An 18,879-nucleotide genomic window follows, 5' to 3' on the forward strand; every position below is an offset into this window, starting at 1 on the left:
TGGGACTGCTTCGGTGGACTGGTCGACATGCCGAACATGACCCGCATCGCCGACCGCGGGGTGCGACTGTCGCAGTTCCACACCACGGCGCTGTGCTCGCCGACGCGAGCGGCGCTGCTGACTGGTCGCAACGCCACCACGGTGGGCATGGCCACCATCGAGGAATTCACCGACGGGTTCCCCAACTGCGACAGTCGCACCCCGCGGTCGGCGATGCGGGTCATGTTCGGCATGTCGACCAGTCCACCGAAGCAGTCCCAGGTGGCGATGCCGACGTCGTCCCACACCAAATACAGGACGTTCGGGGCGTTTTCCTGTGCGGTCGGCGCGGCGAACGGTCCCCAATCCGGCTCCGAGTCACGAATATCCAGGGCGATTTTGCCGTTGAACTCACTCGACATCGCTGTGACTATACGCCGAGGCGCATACCCAAAAGCCCCCATTCCGCATGGGAATTGAGGGCTTTGGATGCGGTTGCGGGACGGCTACTTGGCCTTCTCCAGGATGTCCACCAGCCGCCAGCGCTTGGTAGCCGACAACGGGCGTGTCTCCATCAGCGAGACCCGGTCGCCGATGCCGGCGATACCGTTCTCGTCGTGCGCCTTGACCTTTGTGGTGGTGCGGATGATCTTGCCGTAGAGCGGGTGGCGCACCCGATCTTCCAACTCGACCACGATGGTCTTCTGCATCTTGTCGCTCACCACGTAGCCGATGCGGGTCTTCCGCCTGCCCCGCGGCTTCGGGGTGCGCGGAGTGTGCTTGGGGCCCTTTTCCTTCTGGGCAGCATCGTTGGATGCGGCACTTTTCGGAGCGGACTTAGCGGCCTTCTTCGGCGCAGCCTTGGCGCCGGTTTTCGCCTCTGCCATTACGATTCCTCATCTTCAGCACCATCGGGGCCCGATGCCAGGCCGAGTTCACGTTCGCGGAGCACGGTGTAGATCCGCGCGATTTCATGACGCACCGTGCGGAGCCGACGGTTGTTGGTGAGCTGTCCGGTCGCCATCTGGAAGCGCAAGTTGAACAGCTCTTCCTTCGATTCGCGCAACCGCTCGATCAACTCTTCCTCGGTGAGCTCGCGCAGTTCGCCAGCGGAAACTCCCACTGCCATCAGAACTGCTCCTCTCGGGTGACGATGCGTGCCTTGATCGGCAACTTGTGAATTGCCCGGGTAAGCGCGGCCCGGGCGATCGACTCGTTCGGGTAGCTGAGCTCGAAGAGCACCCGGCCTGGCTTGACGTTGGCGATCCACCATTCCGGCGAGCCCTTACCCGAGCCCATTCGGGTCTCGGCGGGCTTCTTGGTCAGCGGCCGGTCCGGGAAAATGTTGATCCACACCTTGCCGCCACGCTTGATGTGCCGGTTGATGGCGATACGAGCGGACTCGATCTGCCGGTTGGTGATGTAGGCGTGCTCAAGGGCCTGGATGCCGTAGTCGCCGAAGCTCACCGTGGTGCCGCCGCTGGCGATGCCACGCTGGCGGGGGTGGTGCTGCTTGCGGTGCTTGACCTTACGGGGAATCAACATGATTCAGCTCTCCGTGCTCTGCGTTTCGGCGGTCGGCTCCGCGGCGACGGCAGCCGGCGCAGCGCCTTCTTCAGCACCCGAGGCGGCACGTCCGGCGTCGGTGCTGGTGGCCGTGGTACCGGCAGCACCGCTGCGGCGCGGACGGGTGCCCGACGGCCGCTCGCGGCGCGGACGGTCGGCGCCACCCGTGGGAGCAACCAGCTCACGCTTCCCACCGACGATGTCGCCCTTGTAAATCCACACCTTGACGCCGATGCGGCCGAAGGTGGTCTTGGCTTCATATAAGCCGTAGTCGATGTCGGCGCGCAGCGTGTGCAGCGGGACTCGGCCTTCGCGGTAGAACTCCGAGCGGCTCATCTCGGCGCCGCCGAGACGGCCGGAGCACTGCACCCGGATGCCTTTGACGTTGGGCTGACGCATGGCCGACTGGATCGCCTTGCGCATGGCGCGGCGGAACGCGACCCGGTTGCTCAACTGTTCGGCTACCCCCTGTGCCACCAATTGTGCTTGGGATTCAGGGTTTTTCACCTCGAGGATGTTGAGCTGGACCTGCTTGCCGGTCAGCTTCTCCAGGTCGGCGCGGATGCGGTCAGCTTCGGTGCCGCGGCGGCCGATGACGATGCCCGGTCGGGCGGTGTGGATGTCGACCCGGACCCGGTCGCGGGTGCGCTCAATCTCTACGTCGGCGATTCCGGCGCGCTCCAGCCCGCTGGAGAGCAGCCGGCGGATCGCCACGTCTTCCTTGACGTAGTCGGCGTACTGCTTGTCGGCGTACCAGCGTGACTTCCAGTCGGTGGTGATCCCCAGCCGGAAGCCGTGCGGATTGATCTTCTGGCCCACTACTGCGAGCCTCCCTTCGCTTCGGAAGTCTCAGAAGTCTTCTTGGAAGTTTCCGTGGACTTCTTGGCCGGCGCCTTCTTGGCGGATGCCTTCTTCGCGGGCGCCTTGTCGGCGGGCGCCTTCGTGGCCGGTGCCTTCTTGGCCGGCGCCTTCTTGGCGGCCGCCTTGCTGGCCTGCGCACGCCGCGCCCGCGCTGACTGCGAACGCTCGTCCTTCACCGGCCGACTCTCCACCACCACGGTGATGTGGCTGGTACGACGACGGATCCGGAAGGCACGGCCTTGAGCGCGCGGACGGATCCGCTTGGCAGTCGGGCCGTCGTCGGCGAAGACGCTGGCCACCACCAGAGTTGACGGGTCGAGCCCATCGTTGTTCTGGGCGTTGGCCGCCGCACTGGCAATGACCTTGGCCACCGGGGCGCTGGCCGCCTGCGGCGCCCACCTCAGAATGTCGAGTGCCTCGGACACGGACTTGCCGCGCACCAAGTTGATCACCCGGCGTGCTTTGGTCGGTGAGACACGCACGAAGCGCGCCTTGGCCACCGCAGAAGGAAATTCGGTAGTCGTGCTGGTCATCGCCGCTTGGCTTTCCGGTCGTCTTTGATGTGTCCCTTGAAGGTGCGTGTCGGTGCGAACTCGCCGAGTTTGTGCCCCACCATCGCCTCGGTGATGAACACCGGCACATGCTTACGTCCGTCGTGCACGGCGAACGTGTGGCCGATGAAGTCCGGGATGATGGTCGACCGCCGCGACCAGGTCTTGATGACCTGCTTGGTGTTCTTCTCGTTCTGCGCGTCGACCTTTTTCAGTAGGTGATCGTCGACGAACGGACCCTTCTTCAGGCTGCGTGGCATCGGCTACTCCTAGCGGTGCTTCTTGCCGGTGCGCCGGCGTCGGACGATGAGCTTGTCACTGGGCTTGTGCGGCTTGCGGGTACGTCCCTCGGGCCTGCCCCACGGGCTGACCGGGTGACGCCCACCGGACGTCTTACCCTCACCACCGCCGTGCGGGTGGTCGACGGGGTTCATCACCACACCGCGCACCGACGGGCGCTTGCCCTTCCAGCGCATCCGGCCGGCTTTACCCCAGTTGATGTTGGCCTGTTCGGCGTTGCCTACCTCGCCGACGGTGGCGCGGCAGCGCACGTCGACCCGGCGGATCTCGCCGCTGGGCATCCGCAGCGACGCGTAGGTGCCCTCTTTGCCGAGCAACTGGATGCTCGACCCCGCCGAGCGGGCCAGCTTGGCACCTCCGCCCGGTCGCAGCTCCACGGCGTGGATCAACGTACCGGCCGGGATGTTGCGCAGCGGAAGGTTATTGCCCGGCTTGATGTCGGCGTTGGCGCCCGACTCCACCACATCGCCCTGCGAGAGTCCCTGCGGTGCAATGATGTAACGCTTCTCACCGTCGAGATAATGAAGCAGTGCAATCCTCGCGGTGCGGTTCGGGTCGTATTCGATGTGCGCGACCTTTGCGTTGACACCGTCCTTGTCGTTGCGGCGAAAGTCGATCACCCGGTAGGCACGTTTGTGCCCGCCGCCCTTGTGGCGAGTGGTGATTCGGCCGTGCGCGTTGCGCCCGCCGCGTCCGTGCAGCGGGCGCACCAACGACTTCTCCGGAGTCGAACGAGTGATCTCGGAGAAATCGGAGACGCTGGCACCGCGACGACCCGGAGTCGTCGGCTTGTACTTGCGAATTCCCATGTCTGTTAAGTCTCTCTATCCTCGACTACGCCGGTGCCCCGAACAGGTCGATCGGCTTGCTGCCCGGCACCAGCGTGACGATGGCGCGCTTGGTGTCCTTACGTTTGCCGTATCCGGTCCGGGTGCGCTTGCGCTTACCTTGCCGGTTCGCGGTGTTCACCGCGGCCACCTTGACCGAGAAGATCTTCTCGATCGCGATCTTGATTTGCGTCTTGTTCGAATCAGGATGCACCAGAAACGTGTAGACGTTGTCGTCGATCAGCCCGTAGGACTTCTCCGAGATGACCGGCGCCAAGATGATGTCGCGGGGATCAGTGATAGTCGCCATCAGGCCGAAACCTCCTCGGGAGTGTTGGCCGCGATGTAGGCGTTGAGGGCCTCCACCGAAAACACCACGTCGTCGGCGCGCAACACGTCATAGGTGTTGAGCTGATCGGGTGCCAGCACGTGCACACCCGGCAGGTTGCGCACGCTCTTGGCACCGGTCTCGTCGGTACGTCCGATCACCAGCAGCACTTGCTTGCGATCGGTGAGCGTGGCCAGAAAAGCCTTGGCGCTCTTGGTCGACGGCGTCTGCCCCGTCACCAGCTCACTGATCGCGTGGATGCGGTCGTTGCGGGCCCGGTCGGACAACGCGCCGCGCAGCGCGGCGGCGATCATCTTCTTCGGGGTGCGCTGGCTGTAGTCGCGCGGCTTGGGGCCGTGCACAACGCCACCGCCGGTGAACTGCGGAGCACGTGTCGAGCCCTGGCGAGCCCGCCCGGTGCCCTTCTGCCGGTACGGCTTACGACCACCACCGCGTACCTCGCCGCGCGTCTTGGTCGAGTGCGTGCCCTGCCGCGCCGCCGCCCGCTGGGCGGTGACTACCTGGTGCATCAACGCGATATTCGCCGGCGCATCGAACAACTCGGCAGGCAACTCGACGGAGCCGCCCTTCTTGCCGTCCGGGGTCTTGACGTCAATCTTGATGCCAGCCATTACTTCTCACCTCGTTTGATCGCGCTGCGGACCACGACGAGTCCGCCGTTGCGGCCTGGGACCGCACCTTTGATCAGCAGCACGCCGTTCTCGGCATCGACCTTGTGCACCAACAGGTTCTGGGTGGTGACCCGATCGTTACCCATCCGCCCGGCCATCCGGGTGCCCTTGAACACCCGTGCCGGCGTGGCGCAGCCACCGATCGAGCCCGGCCGGCGGTGCACCGCCTGAGCGCCGTGGCTGGCGCCCTGCCCGCGGAAACCGTGCCGCTTCATGGTCCCGGCAAAGCCCTTGCCCTTGGAGGTGCCGGTCACGTCGACATAGCTGCCGGCGGAAAAGATCTCGGCGGTCAACTCCTGGCCGACTTCGTATTCCGCTGTCCCGTCGGCGTCGTCGAGCCGCAACTCGGCCAGGTGCCGACGCGGGTTGACCCCGGCGGCAGCGTACTGACCGGTCAGCGGCTTGTTGACCTTCCGAGGACTGATTTCGCCGTAGGCCAACTGCACTGCGCTGTAGCCGTCACGCTCCGGTGTGCGGATTCGAGTCACCACGTTGGGTCCGGCCTTGACCACCGTCACCGGAACAACTCGGTTGTTGTCGTCGAACACCTGCGTCATGCCCAGCTTGGTGCCCAGAATGCCTCTTCTCGCCATTGCTCGCCGATCTCCTACTGGATGTTGACGTCGACGCTGGCCGGCAGATCGATACGCATCAGCGCATCAACGGTCTTCGGCGTCGGATCGAGGATGTCGATCAACCGTTTGTGCGTGCGCATTTCGAAGTGCTCCCGCGAGTCCTTGTATTTGTGCGGAGAGCGAATGACGCAGTACACGTTCTTCTCAGTCGGCAGCGGCACCGGTCCGACCACGCTGGCGCCGGTCCGGACGACCGTCTCGACAATTTTGCGCGCCGAGGCGTCAATGGCCTCGTGGTCGTAGGCCTTGAGCCTGATGCGGATCTTCTGTCCCGCCACGCTTCTCCTACCTCACTCTCCAATGTCCGGACCCGGTGTCCCGCAGCGCGTCGATCGATCCGTGATCGATCTGGCGTCGCGCCGGATGTTGCGCCGCTGTTTACCTGTCGTGGTCCACCGGCCCCCGCGGTCGGGTGTGTCGCCCGCACGCAGCCTGGTCCGCGGCCGAAATTGGTCGCGTTCCGAGGATGGGACCGGACGCGCCCGTCTGGGCGCCGGTCGTATGCCCGGCCAGGCGCGAACCCGGCCCAAGGCAACCTGAACAGTATGCCCCAGATCGGGTTGGTGGCCAAATCCTCGGCGGTGACCTCCGGGGCGGCTTGACTCTGCGCGTACCACGGCAAAGTGCGAGTGCCCCGCCTGGTGGACGCAGAGTCACCGACGCAGCCATCTTACTGAAGAGTAAGGTAGCCGGTCATGGCAGCTTCGACCAGCACCTACCAGGCGTGGAAGCGGCTGTCGGGGCGACCGGGTGGCACTCGGTTGTTCTCGGCGGCCGCGATGGCGCGAGTCCCCTACTTCGTCTCGGTGCTGCCACATGTGGTGCGCATGCAGCCGGGCCTGGCCGAGGTGCGGGTGCCCAAGTGGGTATTCGTCTACAACCATCTGCACACCGTGCATGCGATCGCGTGCTGCAACGCCGCCGAGGTTGCGATGGGGATGCTGATGGAAGCCACCGTGCCGCGCAGCCATCGCTGGATCCCCAAGTCGATGAGTGTGCAGTACCTGGAGAAGGCGACGACGTCGCTGCGGGCGGTGGCCCGGCTTGATCCGCCGGCCTTCGACCAGATCACCGACGGCGTCGAGCTCGTGGTGCCCGTCAGCGTCACCGACCGCAGCGGCGTCGAGGTCGTGCACGCCGACATCACCACCTGGGTGACGCCCGCGCGCTGATGCCACCTACTCCACTGGGGGCGGGCTCATGATCTGCCTTTCAGCGTCGCCCAGAACGCGCATTGGTGGTCGCCCTCGAAGGTGGTGGTGATCCTGCTGCCGTCGGGACGCAACGACATCCATGGGGCGTGATCGCCACTTAGCTTGGGCCACTCGGGTTGACCGACGGCCTTTGGCGTGCCCGTGCTCACGAACTGGCTCCAGTAGGCGATCATCTGGTCGGACAGCGCACGCTGAGCCGGATTCAGGGGCGGGGCGCCCCCGACATTGAACAGGTACCGCAACTCTAGCGAGTGGCTGGCACCGACCGGAAAAGGCGCGTGCCGCAACGAGTCCGGCGCCGGCGCATGCGGATCGTCGAACTCGTAGGCATAGACCGGCGCGTTACGGCTCAATGCGACCGCCATTCGGTCGGCGACGCATGAGAAGACGCCGTCGGTGACCGCCGCGGAGTAGGCAAGCGACACGTCCCCGCCATAGCGATCCGGTGGATAGTGCGCCAGCACGCCACGACCGTCGGCGCCGAAAATGTCGGCCAGCACAGCAGGATATTCGGCGCTGGTGACGCCGTGGTTCCGGCGCGCGTACCGCAGCGCGGCGAACATGGTGAACTCGTCATGGTTGACGCCGATCAACACCGGGACCCGGGCGGCCCGCCCGCCGCCGAACGCCGCAATGGGACCGACCGGTAGCACCCCGGTGCCGACGACCGGCCCGCTCAACGCGTTGGCGTCGCCGATGTGGGTGTACCAGGGCGGTCGAGACAGCGCCGTCGCAGGCAGCGCTCCCAGACACTGCGCAGCGGCGGCCGGATCGGGGCAGCCCACCGACGCCGCGTAATCCAGGCTGATGCGTTGGGCGGTCGCCAGGTCGGGCTGTGCCTGACACGGCGCGCTTTGGATGATCGCCGCGCGGAACAGGCCCGCCGATCCAGGTGCCGCCAAGTGATCGCACACCGACATGCCGCCTGCAGACTCGCCGGCAATGGTCACCTTGGCCGGATCGCCACCAAAGGCGGTGATGTTGTCTCGAACCCAGCGCAGCGCGGCCTGCTGGTCGGCGAGCCCGTAGTTGCCCACGTCGGCGGGGGCGCCCAGCGACGGGTGGGCGAGGAATCCGAGTGCCCCCAGCCGGTAGTTGAGCGTGACGACGACGATGTGGCCCTTGGCGGCCAACCACCGCGCGTTGTAGATGTCGCCACTGCCGTTGACGAAGCCGCCCCCGTGAATCCACACCATCACTGGGCGCTTGTCGGCTCGGCCCCCTGTGGGCGTCCACACGTTGAGGGTGAGGCAGCTTTCGTTGGTCTTCCCCGAGCGGGTCTCCTGAATGCATTGCGGGCCAGGTTTGGTGGCGTTCAGCGTCCCGGGCCAGCGCGCCGCCGGCTGCGGCGGCTGCCACCTCAGCGCACCAACCGGCGGTGCCGCATATGGAATGCCTTGGAATAGCCGGTAATCGGCAGCAACAAGCCCACGCATCGAACCCACCGGGGTGCGCACAACGGCAGCATCTAGCGGCCCGGCATACGCGGGCGCCGACCCGTTCGGCACCGCGCTACCGCCATGGCCGCAGCCGGCCACGACCATCGCCGCCACCAGCAGTGCGGCGCGGACGCGGCCACGACGAAGCAATCGGCTCGACACAAGAGTTCAGCCTACGGATCTCTCAAAACCACTCCCGCAGATTTTGGGATGACGGACACTAAAAATCCCGGAGTCTTGTTGCCTGGCTGCTTTTCGGGCCGCTTGCGGCTCGCAGCGCCGCCGGGCGCACCCGTCGAGAGATCACGCCAGCAGGTGAGGAAGCCGATGAGCACACCGATCATTGACGAGGCCGCCAAGGTCTTCGCCGACCCGACCTCCTACGCCGACGAGCCGCGGCTGCATGCGGCGCTGAGCCATCTGCGCGCCCATGCGCCGGTGTCGCTGGTCGACTGCCCGCCCTATCGGCCGTTCTGGGCGATCACCAAGCATGCCGACATCATGGACATCGAGCGGGACAACAATTTGTGGATCAACGAGCCGCGTCCGCTGCTGGCGACGGCCGAGCAAGACGACTTTGCGCGGGCGCAGCTGGACTCTGGAATGGGGCTGCGCACTCTGATCCACATGGACGACCCGCAACACCGGGTGGTGCGGGCGATCGGCGCCGACTGGTTCCGCCCCAAAGCGATGCGGGCGCTCAAGGTCCGCGTCGACGAGCTGGCCAAGATCTACGTCGACAAGATGATGGCAGCCGGCACCGAGTGCGACTTCGTGCAAGAAGTGGCGGTGAATTACCCGCTGTACGTGATCATGTCGCTATTGGGTCTGCCCGAGTCGGACTTCCCGCGCATGCTCAAGCTCACGCAGGAGCTTTTCGGCGGCGACGACGAGGAATTCAAGCGCGGCAACACCCCCGAAGAACAGCTCCAAATCCTGCTCGATTTCTTCGGGTACTTCAATGCCATCACCGCGTCCCGCCGCGAACATCCAACCGAGGACCTGGCCTCGGCTATCGCCAACGCCCGCGTCGACGGCCAACCGCTCTCCGATATCGACACCGCCTCCTACTACGTGATCATCGCGACCGCCGGGCACGACACCACCAGCGCGACGATCGCCGGCGGCCTGCAGGCGCTGATCGAGAACCCCGATCAACGGCAGCGGCTGACCGAGAACCTGGATCTGATGCCGTTGGCCACCGAGGAAATGATCCGTTGGGTGACTCCGGTCAAGGAGTTCATGCGCACCGCCACCGCCGACACCAGCGTGCGCGGGATCCCGATCGCTGAAGGCGAATCGGTGTATCTGTCCTATGTCTCGGCCAACCGGGACGAGGAGGTGTTCGAGGATCCGTTCCGCTTCGACGTCGGCCGTGACCCGAACAAGCACCTGGCATTCGGTTATGGCGTGCATTTCTGCCTGGGCGCCGCGCTGGCCCGCATGGAGGTGAACAGCTTCTTCACCGAATTGCTGCCCCGACTGAATTCCATTGAGCTAAACGGGAACCCGGAGCTGATTTCCACGGTGTTCGTCGGCGGACTCAAGCACCTGCCGATTCGGTACTCGCTGCGCTGACCCGCGTTTGCCGCTGCGTGCGCTGCACATGAAGGAAACCGTCGACGGCGGCTCGGGCGCATTCCCGGTAGTCGAAGTCCGGCAGCGTCGACAGCCGACCCAATGCCAGCGGGCCGATCAGCAGAGCGATCGCACGGGAGCGGTCGATGTCGCCTAGCTCGGCAGCCTCCGGGCTGTCGAAAATCGCGTCAAACGGGGCTGCGTACTGCGCAGCGATGTGTTCGCGCAGCGTGTTGATCGCAGCACTGTCCGCGGCGTGAGCGCCCCGGGCTTCTGGCATCTGCTCCAAGTCGCGGCCGAGCGCCAGCCACGACATCGCGGTCAGCATGCCGGGCGCTTCGGCGATCGATTGACCGAAGCCCAGCACCACCGCGATGAGTCGCTCACGCAGGCTGCCGTCTTCGGAGGGCATGGGCGCCGGTGGGATCAAACTGTTGAAAGCTGCTGCCAGCAAATCGTTTCCGCTCGGGAAGTGGCGATACAACGTGGCCCGGGCTACGTTGGCGCCTCGAGTGACCGCATCGACGGTCACCGCGCTCGGTCCCCCCGAGCGCAGGAGCGCGGTAGCAGCCTCGAGTAGTCGGGCCCGGGACCGCGCCGGCCGGGGATCGGTACTGCTGCCGGTGATGAGGACCACCTCCGTTTAAAACCGAGACTATCGGTCTACCTACGAGACTGGTAGTCTCAAAAATATCTTCGCCACCGAAAGGGGGCGCCCGCTGTGGCCGAAACCCTCGTCCGGCCTGACCAGCGTACTGATGTCGGCACCGCGCTCGGGTCCAATCGCGCACGAATCTGGACGATGGCCGTCGCCTGTATGGGCGTATCGCTGGTGATCGCCTCGATGGTCGCGTTGAACACCGCGTTGGGCGATATCGCGGTGGCGACCTCGGCCACGCAGTCCCAATTGACCTGGGTGGTCGATGGTTACACCGTCGTGCTGGCCTGCCTGCTGCTGCCTGCCGGCGCTGTCGGCGATCGTTATGGCCGGCGCGGCGCGCTGCTGATCGGCCTCGCGATTTTCGCGCTGGCGTCGGTGGCGGCCGCGGTGTTCACCAGCCCACTGCACATCATCGTGGCCAGAGGGGTGGCCGGAGCCGGCGCCGCCTTCATCATGCCTGCCACGCTGTCGCTGTTGACCGCCGCGTATCGCCCCGACGAACGCATGAAGGCCGTCGGCATTTGGGCGGGTGTCGCCGGGTGCGGCGGGGTCATCGGGATGCTCGGGTCCGGGGGGCTGCTGTACTTCTGGCCGTGGCAGTCGATCTTTTGGGCCTTCGCCGGTGGCGCCGCGCTGATCTTCGTGCTGGCCTGCACAGTGTCGTCCTCCCGCGACGACCAGGCGACGCCGCTGGACTGGGTGGGCGCGGCGTTAATCGGCGGCGCCGTAGCGGTTTTCGTCTTCGGCGTGGTCGAGGCGCCCCAGCAGGGGTGGAGTAACCCGCTGGTGTACGGGTCGCTGGCAGCGGGCGTGGTGCTGGCGGCGCTGTTCGGATTCGTCGAGTTGCGACGCCGCCATCCGCTGCTGGATGTCCGGTTGTTCCGCCGACCCGACTTCGCCACCGGCTCGGCCACCATCACCGTCTTCTTCGTGGCGATGTTCGGGTTCTTCTTCGTCATGATGCAGTTCGTTCAATTGGTGATGGGCTACAGCCCGATTGGCACGGCGATCGCCTTCAGCCCGCTGATGCTGCCCATGCTGACGTTCTCAATTCTGTCCCGGTGGTACCTGCCACGATTGGGACTGCGGCTGGTGATCTTCGTCGGCTTGCTGCTGATCTCGGCCGGTTTCCTGTGGCTGCGCGTGCTCGACGTGAATTCGCCGTACTGGGACATGATGTGGCCGCTGCTGGTGGTCAGTACCGGAATCGGGTTATGCACGGCCCCAACGACTTCAGTGATCATGGCGGCAGTGCCCGACGAGAAGCAGGGGGTCGCCTCGGCGGTCAACGACACCACCCGCGAGGTTGGGGCGGCCCTCGGGATTGCGCTGGCCGGATCCATCCTGGCAGCGCGGTACGGTCACGTCATCGCTCCGCACCTGACACCCTTCCCCGAACCGGTGCGCGGACCGGCCTCCCATTCGCTGGCCCAGGCACTGGAGCTTTCGGAAAGGCTTGGGCCGCAAGGCGCTCAGCTCGCCGACATCAGCCGTAGCGCGTTCCTGGCGGCGACGCAGTCGTCGGTTCTGGTGCTCGGGGTGATCATCGCCGTCGCCGCGCTGCTCATCGCCGCATGGGCGCCGGGCCGAGACGGCCAACAGCTGCGTTTGGTGCGGCAAATCGTGTCCCGCCGGCGCAACTCAGATGACGAACTCCGCAGCCCGGTGGCCGAGCATGACGATGCTGGCGTGCGGGCCGCGACTGGTGACCGTCGGTAGGACCGAACCGTCGATCACCCACAGGCCCTCGATACCGCGTACCCGGCACTGCGGGTCGACGACGGCGCGAGGGTCGTCGTCGGTGCCCATCGGGACGCTGCCGCACAGATGCTGCGACGTCGACCAGGCGGGGGGCCCGACGGGTGTTGCCGCCCCGACCAATTCGCGTGCCAACTCGGCGCCTCGCTCTAGGGTGGCGATGTCATCGGGCTCTGTGTCGTAGCGGTGCTCGATTCGCGGCGGCACCGCGGGATCAGCGGCCACCAGTGTGATCCGCCCGCGAGAGCGTGGCTGCATGAGCGCCACACCGATGTGCGGCCAATCCGGGTGGCCCGCGGTGCCGTCACCGGCCATGGCGACGAACCCGCCTGTGTACGGGCGTATTTCGAGATTGTCCGACGTGCTCAGCACCACTTCCAGCACCGGCCGACGGGCGGCGATCGGCCAGTTCGTCGGCAGCACCCATTCCGGGTGGTCGCTGCAGGCCATGCCGACCGGTAGCGGCGCCACTACGTCGACCCCGGCCCCGCGCAACATCACCTCGTCGCCGACCCCGGACAGCATCAGCAGATGGGCCGATTCGATCGCACCGGCGCACAGCACAATTCGATCAGCGGTCAGCGTCATCGCGCTGCCCGGGCCGGCGGCGTCGACGCCGACAGCGCGGGTACCTGCGAAACGCAACCGCATGGCGCGCGTCTGCGCCAGCAGCGTGAGGTTGGGCCGTCGTAGCGCGGGCGTGAGATAACCTCTGCCCGAGCCTGTTCGGATGCCGTCGACGATGTTGAGCGGGACGGCACCTATACCGGTCGGCATCTCATGGCCAGTGTCGTTCAAATCGGCGAGCCAGTCGAAACCGGCCTGCTGCGCCGCTGTCATGAAAGCAGCAGTGCTGCCGACGATTTCGGTTGTACGGCGCACTGGGATCGGACCCTGGTTCCCGTGAGCGGGACCGTCGAAATCCAAGTCCGTCTCGATGGCCCGGAAATGGTCGAGCACGTCTGACCACATCCACCCGGGAAGCCCATAGTCGTCGAAATCACGGGGCAGCCCACGACAGAAATAACCGCCGTTGACGGCGCCGGAACCTCCGATGGTCGCACCGCGCATGATCAGCATGCGTTGGGGCGGGCGTTCGGTCAGTTGCGCTTGATAGCGCAACACCAGCGGGCTGGCCGCCCCGATCGGCAGCTGCAGGCCGTTGGTGGTCAGCGCCAGCAGCTGCGGATCGGTGAGACCGAGCCCGGCCTCCAGCACCGTCACCGCACACTCGGGGTTGACGGAAAGCCGCTCAGCCACAACTGATCCAGCACTTCCTGCGCCGATGATCAGCACATCGCTGTGCAGGGTGGCTGCGCTCAACTGGTGGTCAGATCCGGATCTGCGGCTTGAGTGGTCGGATATTGCGTTCCCGTACCACGCCGCACCATAATCCGAGTCCGTATGCCAGGTCGTCGAGGCGCTTCAGCAGCAGGTATGTCAGCAGCCCGATGGGTCTGGCTTCGTCTTCGGTAGCCCCCCGGCGACGCAACCAGTCGACTACCCCGTCGACGACGGCGGCGATCACCACCGCACGCCGACAATGTCGGGACAGCATTGCGGCCAACAGCGCCACCGGCCAATAGTGCCGGCAGATCGCCGACGCCAACTGCAGCGCCGCCGACCACAGGCCCCGGGCTGCGACCGCTACGACGTCCCAGACCTGGGTGTCGGGCCCCTCCATGGACTTGGCGATGCGGCGACCCGTTGCCGCGGCCAGCAGCAGTGACGCCAGATATCCCAACCCGGAGCCGACCGCCATCATGATCCAGGCCGCCAATGCCCAACCGGAGATCACCAGCGGCGCCGTCTTGTCGGGGTGGCGCACCGACAACGGCGCCGCCGATCCGCCGTAAAACGCTTTGCGCGCAATCCAATCCCGCAGTTCGGTGCGGTGGTCGTGTGCGACCAACGCGATCGGTTCATAGCGCAGTCGAGCACCGGCTTCGACGAGCCGCCAGCAGAGGTCGACGTCTTCACCGGCCTGCAGCGTGTCGTCGAACCCGCCGACGTCGCGCAGCATGGAAGTGCGGCAGATGATGGCCGCGCTGGGGACATACGCCACGTTCGTGTAGGGAATGACCGGGGCCTCGTGCTGCCCGAGGTCCAGCGACGAGCGCACCGCCTCGTAGCGGGCCACCAGGTGGTCGCTTTGGGTCAGGCCGACGATGCGGGGCGCCACCAGGGCGACGGTGGGGTCGCAGAAATGACCGAGCAGCGCCTCCAACCAGCCGCGGCGCGGCACCACGTCGGAGTCCAGAAACGCCACGAAGTCGGTTTTGCATGCGTTGAGCCCGGTGTTGCGGGCGGCCGCGGGTCCCCGGTTGCGGGGATGGTGCAGCACCTCGACGTCACAGTGCGCGCCCGCGACGTCGTCGCGCTCGATCGGCTCTGCCGAGCCGTCGTCGACGATGATCACGCGCAAACCACGCAGGGAGGCCAGCAGCCGACGCAGCCCACATGCGTTGTCGTGCACGGGAATTACCACGGTGACGTCGCGGTGTGAAGGTCCTCCAGCTGGCCGGGGGTGCGCCACCGTCGCGTCCAGCAGGGTGCGTGCCAGCTCGGCGCTGAGGGCGTCGTGCACCTTGAGCCGGCCGTCGGCCAGCATGTCCTGCGCGGCCGGCGCCAGTCGCAGCAAACGGGTGGGCGAGCCACCCAGGAGAGCCGACCCCCGCCCGATCACCCGGACGCGTCGGTCGACCTGGACAGCAAACCCGTCCGGCAGCCGGGTCTGGGTCATGTCAGCATCCCGTCGGCGCGCGGCGCCCAGCGCAGGACTGCGCGCGCGCAACCGTCGACCATCTCGGTGAAGATCCGGCGCCCCTCGGCCGCGGTCGCCGTCGTCGGGTCTCCCAGCACCCCGACCGCGCTGACCGCCGCGACTCCCCCGCTGCGCATCGTCGGCAGCAGCTCGGACAGCGGGGCGCCGTTACCCGAGCACCACCGGTCGGTCAATACATCTGCGGGTGAAATGTGCAGCAACACGGATGTTTCGGTGTGGCCGGCATGAGCATCGGCACCCGAGGCCGTGCATGCCGACCACGCGGCGTCGCGTCCCTCGGATCGCAGGAGGCGCACCGCGCGGTCCAGGGCAGCGACGTTGCCGCCGTGGCCGTTGACGAACAGCAGGCGTTGGGCCCAGCAGGTCGCCGACCTGCCGAACTCCACCAGCAGCATGGCCAGGGCGTCCGTGCCGATGGAAATGGTTCCGGGAAAGCTTTGGTGCTCGCCGCTGTCGCCGTAGCCGATGGCCGGTGCGACCAGCCACTGCTGGCCCTGCGCGCGTTGCCCTGGCTGTTCGGCGAGCCGTGCGGCGACCGCAGTGGCGACCGCAGTCGCGATCCGCGTGTCGGTGTCCAGCGGGAGGTGCGGGCCATGCTGTTCGGTGGATCCGACCGGGATCAACACCGCCGAGGACATGCCGCGTAGCTGGCCCGACGTCGAGCTGCTGAGTTCGCCGAGGACGGCCACCCGCCGATGGTAGGACGAATTCACCTGTCGTGCATTGGTTGTTGGTTGTCCAGATGAAATTTTTTCCACCATCCTGGTGGTTTTGTCACCCTCGTCCACCTGTGCCACGTCTGCCACGCGAGTATCAGCGCTCCCGCTGGTGTCGCCGCGGGCCCGCCTAGCCCAGCTCGCCGGTGGGCACGCCGAGCGCGCGAGCAAACCCGGGAGGAACCACGACGTCGTCGGCGCTGAGGTCGTGCACCGACGCGTGCCCCAGGCCGGTCAGCGCACAGTCGATGCCACTGCGGAAGATGTCGAGCACATTCTCGACCCCGCCCTGCCCGGCGGCCGCCAAGCCCCACAGATACGCGCGGCCGATCATCACCGCACGCGCCCCCAACGCCAGCGCCTTGACGACATCGCTGCCGCGGCGGATACCACCGTCGAGCAATACCTCGATCTGATCACCGACCGCGTCGGCGACGGCGGGCAGTGCGCGGATTGCCGCCGGTGTGCCATCCAAGTTGTTGCCACCGTGGTTGGACACCGAAATCGCCGAAACTCCGGCATCCACAGCTCTTTTGGCGTCATCCACCCGAATCACGCCCTTGAGCATGAACGGCCCACCCCAGAGTTCGCGCAGCCACGCGATGTCCTCCCACGTCGGCGGCGGGGTGGCCATCCATTCACCGTAGGCGGCGAAGAACGGCGGTCCCGGTTCGCCGCGCCGGGCCTGGTTGGGTACCTGCAAGCTCGGCGGGCGCATCGTCTTCGCCCATTGCAGCAGCCAGCCCGGCCGGGTCAGGCCTTCCGGCATCATGCGGGCCGCGGTGCGGAAATTCATCTGTTCGGGGATCTTGGGGCTGCCCCAGTCGCGGCCGTGCGAGAACGTCCAGTCGGTGGTGACGATCAGGCCGGCCGCGCCGGCCTCGCGGGCCCGTTCGACCCGTTCGGCGATCGCGGTGCGGTCGCCGAGCCAGTAGACCTGGAAGAACAGCTTGTCGTTGGCTGCGATGACTTCTTCGATCGGCTTACTGGCGAACGAGGAGAGCCCCATCGCGGTGCCCCGCGCCGCCGCCGCTCGCGCGACGGCCACCTCACCGTCGGGGTGCACCGCCTGCACGCCCGTGGGCGAGATGATCACTGGCAGCGAGATATCTTGTCCCATAACGGTAGTCGACAAGTCTCGGTTGGCGATCGCACCGACGACGTGCGGCGCGAAGCCCAGTTCGCCGAACGCCTCGACATTGTCCGATACCGTGATGCCCTTCTCGCTGGCGGCGATCAGCGCGGCGTACACCGACTTCGGCAGCCGCCGCTTCGCCCGCTGCTGAGCGATTGCAACGGTCTCGAACCACGCATCACGCGCCACGGCTACACCGGGCTTTCATTGCAGAGGCGCTGCGGCGGGCGCGTCGACAGCGTCAACGGCACCGGCCCGCTGCGACGGGAGTGGTCGCCGGCCGGGCGCGGCTTGTCGCGCTCGCGGGCCAGCGCAGGCGCGCCGTAGCCCTGCACGCATTCAGGGTCCGGCCCGTCGAGCGGCAGACCGGTGAAGAACTTGGCCGCCATGCAACCGCCCCGGCAGCTGTCGTAGTGGCCGCAGCTGCCGCAGGCCCCGGCCGACTGCGGCTCACGCAACTCACGGAACAGCGGAGCGTTCTTCCACACGTTGTCGAATCCGCCGTCGGACAACACATTTCCGGCCAAGAAGCGATCGTGGATGGCGAATGGGCAGGCGTACACGTCGCCGACGGGGTCGATCAGACAGACCACCCGGCCGGCCCCGCACATGTTCAGCCCGGCCAGCGCCCCGGGTTCGCCGAGCGCCGACAGGTGGAAGAACGAGTCGCCGGTCAGCACCCGCTCGCCATTGGCGACCAGCCAGTCGTAGAGCTGGATCTGTTGGTCCGCCGTTGGGTGCAGGTCGTCCCAGACGTCTGCGCCGCGACCGGATGGGCGCAACCGCGTGATTCGCAGAGTAGCACCGTAACGGCTTGCCAGCGTTGCGAATTCGTCGAGCTGGTCCACGTTGTGGCGAGTCACGACCACCGAGATCTTGGCGTCGGAGAACCCTGCTGCGGCCAGGTTCTCCAGTGCCCGCACCGCCATGGCGTACGACCCGGCACCTCGGACGGCGTCGTTGACCTCCGCGGTTGCGCCGTCCAGGGAGATCTGCACATCGACGTAGTCGCTGGCCGCCAGCCGCGCCGAGACCTCGGGGGTGATCCGCACCCCGTTGGTCGAGAACTTCACCCCCACGTGGTGTGCCGTGGCGTAGTCGACCAGCTCCCAGAAGTCCGGTCGCACCGTCGGCTCACCGCCGCCGATGTTGACGTAGAACACCTGCATGCGTTCCAGCTCGTCGATGATGTTTTGGCAATCCCGCGTGGACAATTCACGCGGATCGCGCTTACCCGACGAGGACAGGCAGTGCACACACGCCAGATTGCAGGCGTAGGTCAGTTCCCACGTCAGGCAGATCGGTGCGTCCAGGCCGCGCTCGAACTGCTCCACCAGCCGGGGTACGACCGCTGTCATTGGCTCACTTCCCTTGTCTCCCTGGGCACCAGCATGTTGGAGGCGGCCAACACACTCAGTGCGTGCACATAGGGCTGCTGCTGCGCGTCGTCGATACCTGCGGCACGGCAGGCGGTTCGCACGTCGGCGTGGTCGTCCAGCGACTGCACGACCTCAAAGATCGTGCGGTTCTTCAAAAACGACAGCTTGCGAGTGCCGAAGTGATACAACAGCGCACCGAACGGCTCGGGCCGCACGGCGACCTGCGGGTGCAACCGCCAGCCGGCATCCGGGCTGAATTCGCCCGCGGGCACGCTCAGTAGACCCCGCACATCCCGTCGATGGACACCTCTTCGACCAGGGTCTCGGTGACGAGCTCGGTGTCGGTGTCGATCTGCTGGTTGGGCTCCATGGTGTGGCCTTTCGTTGTCAGGGGCTCGACAAGTGGGTGTCAGCCCGGTCACAATCTTGGCCAGAATATGGCATCGAGTGCCAGAACGGAAGAGGGCCCCCAGAA

The 18,879-nt window shown here is 66.5% G+C and carries 23 protein-coding genes and 2 pseudogenes; 4 read left to right on the forward strand and 21 right to left on the reverse strand.

The window, feature by feature from the left end; translation table 11 throughout:
- Window positions 1-204, forward strand: a pseudogene (locus A5707_RS23330) (sulfatase-like hydrolase/transferase); the annotation flags it as partial.
- On the opposite strand, the pseudogene A5707_RS12875 reads toward A5707_RS23330, so the two are convergent.
- The 12 genes and pseudogenes from A5707_RS12875 to rpsJ all read right to left on the reverse strand — a co-directional run.
- Window positions 183-401 (reverse strand): annotated as a pseudogene (locus A5707_RS12875) (hypothetical protein); the annotation flags it as partial. The pseudogenes A5707_RS23330 and A5707_RS12875 overlap by 22 nt on opposite strands.
- A gap of 84 nt (window positions 402-485) precedes the next feature.
- Entirely contained in the window at window positions 486-866 is a 381-nt protein-coding gene (rpsQ, locus tag A5707_RS12880) for a 30S ribosomal protein S17 (RefSeq protein ID WP_065014861.1), read from the reverse strand.
- Entirely contained in the window at window positions 866-1,108 is a 243-nt protein-coding gene (gene rpmC, locus A5707_RS12885; protein ID WP_065014862.1) for a 50S ribosomal protein L29, read from the reverse strand. The genes rpsQ and rpmC overlap by 1 nt, the downstream gene beginning before the upstream one ends.
- Complete coding sequence (rplP, locus tag A5707_RS12890) at window positions 1,108-1,524, reverse strand: 50S ribosomal protein L16 (RefSeq protein ID WP_065014863.1); 417 nt, start codon at window positions 1,522-1,524, stop codon at window positions 1,108-1,110. The genes rpmC and rplP overlap by 1 nt, the downstream gene beginning before the upstream one ends.
- A gap of 3 nt (window positions 1,525-1,527) precedes the next feature.
- Window positions 1,528-2,364: a 30S ribosomal protein S3 gene (rpsC, locus tag A5707_RS12895; RefSeq protein WP_065014864.1), complete on the reverse strand. Its 837-nt coding sequence runs from the start codon at window positions 2,362-2,364 to the stop codon at window positions 1,528-1,530.
- On the reverse strand, window positions 2,364-2,939 hold the full coding sequence (gene rplV, locus A5707_RS12900) for a 50S ribosomal protein L22 (protein ID WP_065014865.1): 576 nt from the start codon (window positions 2,937-2,939) through the stop codon (window positions 2,364-2,366). Before rplV ends, rpsC begins: the two co-directional genes overlap by 1 nt.
- A complete protein-coding gene (rpsS, locus tag A5707_RS12905) occupies window positions 2,936-3,217 on the reverse strand; it encodes a 30S ribosomal protein S19 (protein WP_045373356.1) in 282 nt (93 codons plus the stop codon). Before rpsS ends, rplV begins: the two co-directional genes overlap by 4 nt.
- A gap of 9 nt (window positions 3,218-3,226) precedes the next feature.
- On the reverse strand, window positions 3,227-4,066 hold the full coding sequence (gene rplB / locus A5707_RS12910; protein ID WP_065014866.1) for a 50S ribosomal protein L2: 840 nt from the start codon (window positions 4,064-4,066) through the stop codon (window positions 3,227-3,229).
- Between the two features lie 25 nt (window positions 4,067-4,091).
- Window positions 4,092-4,394, reverse strand: a complete 303-nt coding sequence (rplW, locus tag A5707_RS12915) for a 50S ribosomal protein L23 (protein ID WP_065014867.1) — start codon at window positions 4,392-4,394, stop codon at window positions 4,092-4,094.
- A complete protein-coding gene (gene rplD / locus A5707_RS12920; RefSeq protein ID WP_065014868.1) occupies window positions 4,394-5,044 on the reverse strand; it encodes a 50S ribosomal protein L4 in 651 nt (216 codons plus the stop codon). Before rplD ends, rplW begins: the two co-directional genes overlap by 1 nt.
- Window positions 5,044-5,697: a 50S ribosomal protein L3 gene (rplC, locus tag A5707_RS12925; protein ID WP_065014869.1), complete on the reverse strand. Its 654-nt coding sequence runs from the start codon at window positions 5,695-5,697 to the stop codon at window positions 5,044-5,046. Before rplC ends, rplD begins: the two co-directional genes overlap by 1 nt.
- Before the next feature lie 14 nt (window positions 5,698-5,711).
- Window positions 5,712-6,017, reverse strand: coding sequence for a 30S ribosomal protein S10 (gene rpsJ / locus A5707_RS12930; RefSeq protein WP_003873519.1), 306 nt, complete (start codon window positions 6,015-6,017; stop codon window positions 5,712-5,714).
- Window positions 6,018-6,434: 417 nt separating this feature from the next.
- On the opposite strand from rpsJ, the gene A5707_RS12935 reads away from it, so the two are divergent.
- A complete protein-coding gene (locus A5707_RS12935; protein WP_065014870.1) occupies window positions 6,435-6,911 on the forward strand; it encodes a hotdog fold domain-containing protein in 477 nt (158 codons plus the stop codon).
- 26 nt (window positions 6,912-6,937) lie between these two features.
- Here A5707_RS12935 and A5707_RS12940 read toward each other — a convergent pair whose 3' ends face one another.
- The gene (locus A5707_RS12940) at window positions 6,938-8,497 is read right to left on the reverse strand and encodes a carboxylesterase/lipase family protein (protein ID WP_065014900.1); all 1,560 of its coding nucleotides are present in this window, start codon (window positions 8,495-8,497) and stop codon (window positions 6,938-6,940) included.
- A 222-nt stretch (window positions 8,498-8,719) separates the two neighbouring features.
- Between A5707_RS12940 and A5707_RS12945 the strand changes: the two genes are divergently transcribed.
- Complete coding sequence (locus A5707_RS12945) at window positions 8,720-9,970, forward strand: cytochrome P450 (RefSeq protein WP_065014871.1); 1,251 nt, start codon at window positions 8,720-8,722, stop codon at window positions 9,968-9,970.
- On the opposite strand, the gene A5707_RS12950 is transcribed toward A5707_RS12945, so the two are convergent.
- Window positions 9,936-10,607, reverse strand: coding sequence for a TetR/AcrR family transcriptional regulator (locus A5707_RS12950; protein ID WP_065014872.1), 672 nt, complete (start codon window positions 10,605-10,607; stop codon window positions 9,936-9,938). The two genes, A5707_RS12945 and A5707_RS12950, sit on opposite strands and share 35 nt — an antisense overlap.
- Window positions 10,608-10,691: 84 nt before the next feature.
- Here A5707_RS12950 and A5707_RS12955 point away from each other — a divergent pair, with 84 nt between their 5' ends.
- Window positions 10,692-12,350 carry an MFS transporter gene (locus tag A5707_RS12955; RefSeq protein WP_065014873.1) on the forward strand — a complete coding sequence of 553 codons (1,659 nt, stop codon included), beginning with the start codon at window positions 10,692-10,694 and terminating at the stop codon, window positions 12,348-12,350.
- Here the strand turns inward: A5707_RS12955 and mftG are convergent.
- From mftG to mftA, 7 genes are all read right to left on the reverse strand, one after another.
- Complete coding sequence (gene mftG / locus A5707_RS12960; RefSeq protein ID WP_065014874.1) at window positions 12,273-13,712, reverse strand: mycofactocin system GMC family oxidoreductase MftG; 1,440 nt, start codon at window positions 13,710-13,712, stop codon at window positions 12,273-12,275. The two genes, A5707_RS12955 and mftG, sit on opposite strands and share 78 nt — an antisense overlap.
- Window positions 13,713-13,719: 7 nt before the next feature.
- Window positions 13,720-15,132, reverse strand: coding sequence for a mycofactocin biosynthesis glycosyltransferase MftF (gene mftF / locus A5707_RS12965; protein ID WP_065014875.1), 1,413 nt, complete (start codon window positions 15,130-15,132; stop codon window positions 13,720-13,722).
- On the reverse strand, window positions 15,129-15,887 hold the full coding sequence (gene mftE, locus A5707_RS12970) for a mycofactocin biosynthesis peptidyl-dipeptidase MftE (protein WP_065014901.1): 759 nt from the start codon (window positions 15,885-15,887) through the stop codon (window positions 15,129-15,131). The genes mftF and mftE overlap by 4 nt, the downstream gene beginning before the upstream one ends.
- A 133-nt stretch (window positions 15,888-16,020) precedes the next feature.
- Entirely contained in the window at window positions 16,021-17,214 is a 1,194-nt protein-coding gene (gene mftD / locus A5707_RS12975) for a pre-mycofactocin synthase MftD (protein ID WP_065014876.1), read from the reverse strand.
- Between the two features lie 2 nt (window positions 17,215-17,216).
- Window positions 17,217-18,383: a mycofactocin radical SAM maturase gene (mftC, locus tag A5707_RS12980; RefSeq protein WP_065014877.1), complete on the reverse strand. Its 1,167-nt coding sequence runs from the start codon at window positions 18,381-18,383 to the stop codon at window positions 17,217-17,219.
- The gene (gene mftB, locus A5707_RS12985) at window positions 18,380-18,694 is read right to left on the reverse strand and encodes a mycofactocin biosynthesis chaperone MftB (RefSeq protein WP_065014878.1); all 315 of its coding nucleotides are present in this window, start codon (window positions 18,692-18,694) and stop codon (window positions 18,380-18,382) included. The genes mftC and mftB overlap by 4 nt, the downstream gene beginning before the upstream one ends.
- A complete protein-coding gene (gene mftA, locus A5707_RS12990) occupies window positions 18,679-18,774 on the reverse strand; it encodes a mycofactocin precursor MftA (protein WP_082969434.1) in 96 nt (31 codons plus the stop codon). The genes mftB and mftA overlap by 16 nt, the downstream gene beginning before the upstream one ends.
- Window positions 18,775-18,879 lie beyond the last annotated feature (105 nt).

The organism is Mycobacterium kyorinense (genome assembly GCF_001672775.1).
Lineage (GTDB): Bacteria > Actinomycetota > Actinomycetes > Mycobacteriales > Mycobacteriaceae > Mycobacterium > Mycobacterium kyorinense_A.

What these genes read in the sequence shown, in the direction of transcription:
- mftA (WP_082969434.1), bottom strand. Translation starts at nt 18,774, where the DNA reads ATGGAGCCCAACCAGCAGATCGACACCGACACCGAGCTCGTCACCGAG.
- rplV (WP_065014865.1), bottom strand. Translation starts at nt 2,939, where the DNA reads ATGACCAGCACGACTACCGAATTTCCTTCTGCGGTGGCCAAGGCGCGC.
- rplW (WP_065014867.1), bottom strand. Translation starts at nt 4,394, where the DNA reads ATGGCGACTATCACTGATCCCCGCGACATCATCTTGGCGCCGGTCATC.
- rpmC (WP_065014862.1), bottom strand. Translation starts at nt 1,108, where the DNA reads ATGGCAGTGGGAGTTTCCGCTGGCGAACTGCGCGAGCTCACCGAGGAA.
- A5707_RS12935 (WP_065014870.1), top strand. Translation starts at nt 6,435, where the DNA reads ATGGCAGCTTCGACCAGCACCTACCAGGCGTGGAAGCGGCTGTCGGGG.
- rplD (WP_065014868.1), bottom strand. Translation starts at nt 5,044, where the DNA reads ATGGCTGGCATCAAGATTGACGTCAAGACCCCGGACGGCAAGAAGGGC.
- rplC (WP_065014869.1), bottom strand. Translation starts at nt 5,697, where the DNA reads ATGGCGAGAAGAGGCATTCTGGGCACCAAGCTGGGCATGACGCAGGTG.
- A5707_RS12945 (WP_065014871.1), top strand. Translation starts at nt 8,720, where the DNA reads ATGAGCACACCGATCATTGACGAGGCCGCCAAGGTCTTCGCCGACCCG.
- rpsS (WP_045373356.1), bottom strand. Translation starts at nt 3,217, where the DNA reads ATGCCACGCAGCCTGAAGAAGGGTCCGTTCGTCGACGATCACCTACTG.
- rpsQ (WP_065014861.1), bottom strand. Translation starts at nt 866, where the DNA reads ATGGCAGAGGCGAAAACCGGCGCCAAGGCTGCGCCGAAGAAGGCCGCT.
- rplP (WP_065014863.1), bottom strand. Translation starts at nt 1,524, where the DNA reads ATGTTGATTCCCCGTAAGGTCAAGCACCGCAAGCAGCACCACCCCCGC.
- rplB (WP_065014866.1), bottom strand. Translation starts at nt 4,066, where the DNA reads ATGGGAATTCGCAAGTACAAGCCGACGACTCCGGGTCGTCGCGGTGCC.
- mftC (WP_065014877.1), bottom strand. Translation starts at nt 18,383, where the DNA reads ATGACAGCGGTCGTACCCCGGCTGGTGGAGCAGTTCGAGCGCGGCCTG.
- mftF (WP_065014875.1), bottom strand. Translation starts at nt 15,132, where the DNA reads ATGACCCAGACCCGGCTGCCGGACGGGTTTGCTGTCCAGGTCGACCGA.
- A5707_RS12940 (WP_065014900.1), bottom strand. Translation starts at nt 8,497, where the DNA reads ATGGTCGTGGCCGGCTGCGGCCATGGCGGTAGCGCGGTGCCGAACGGG.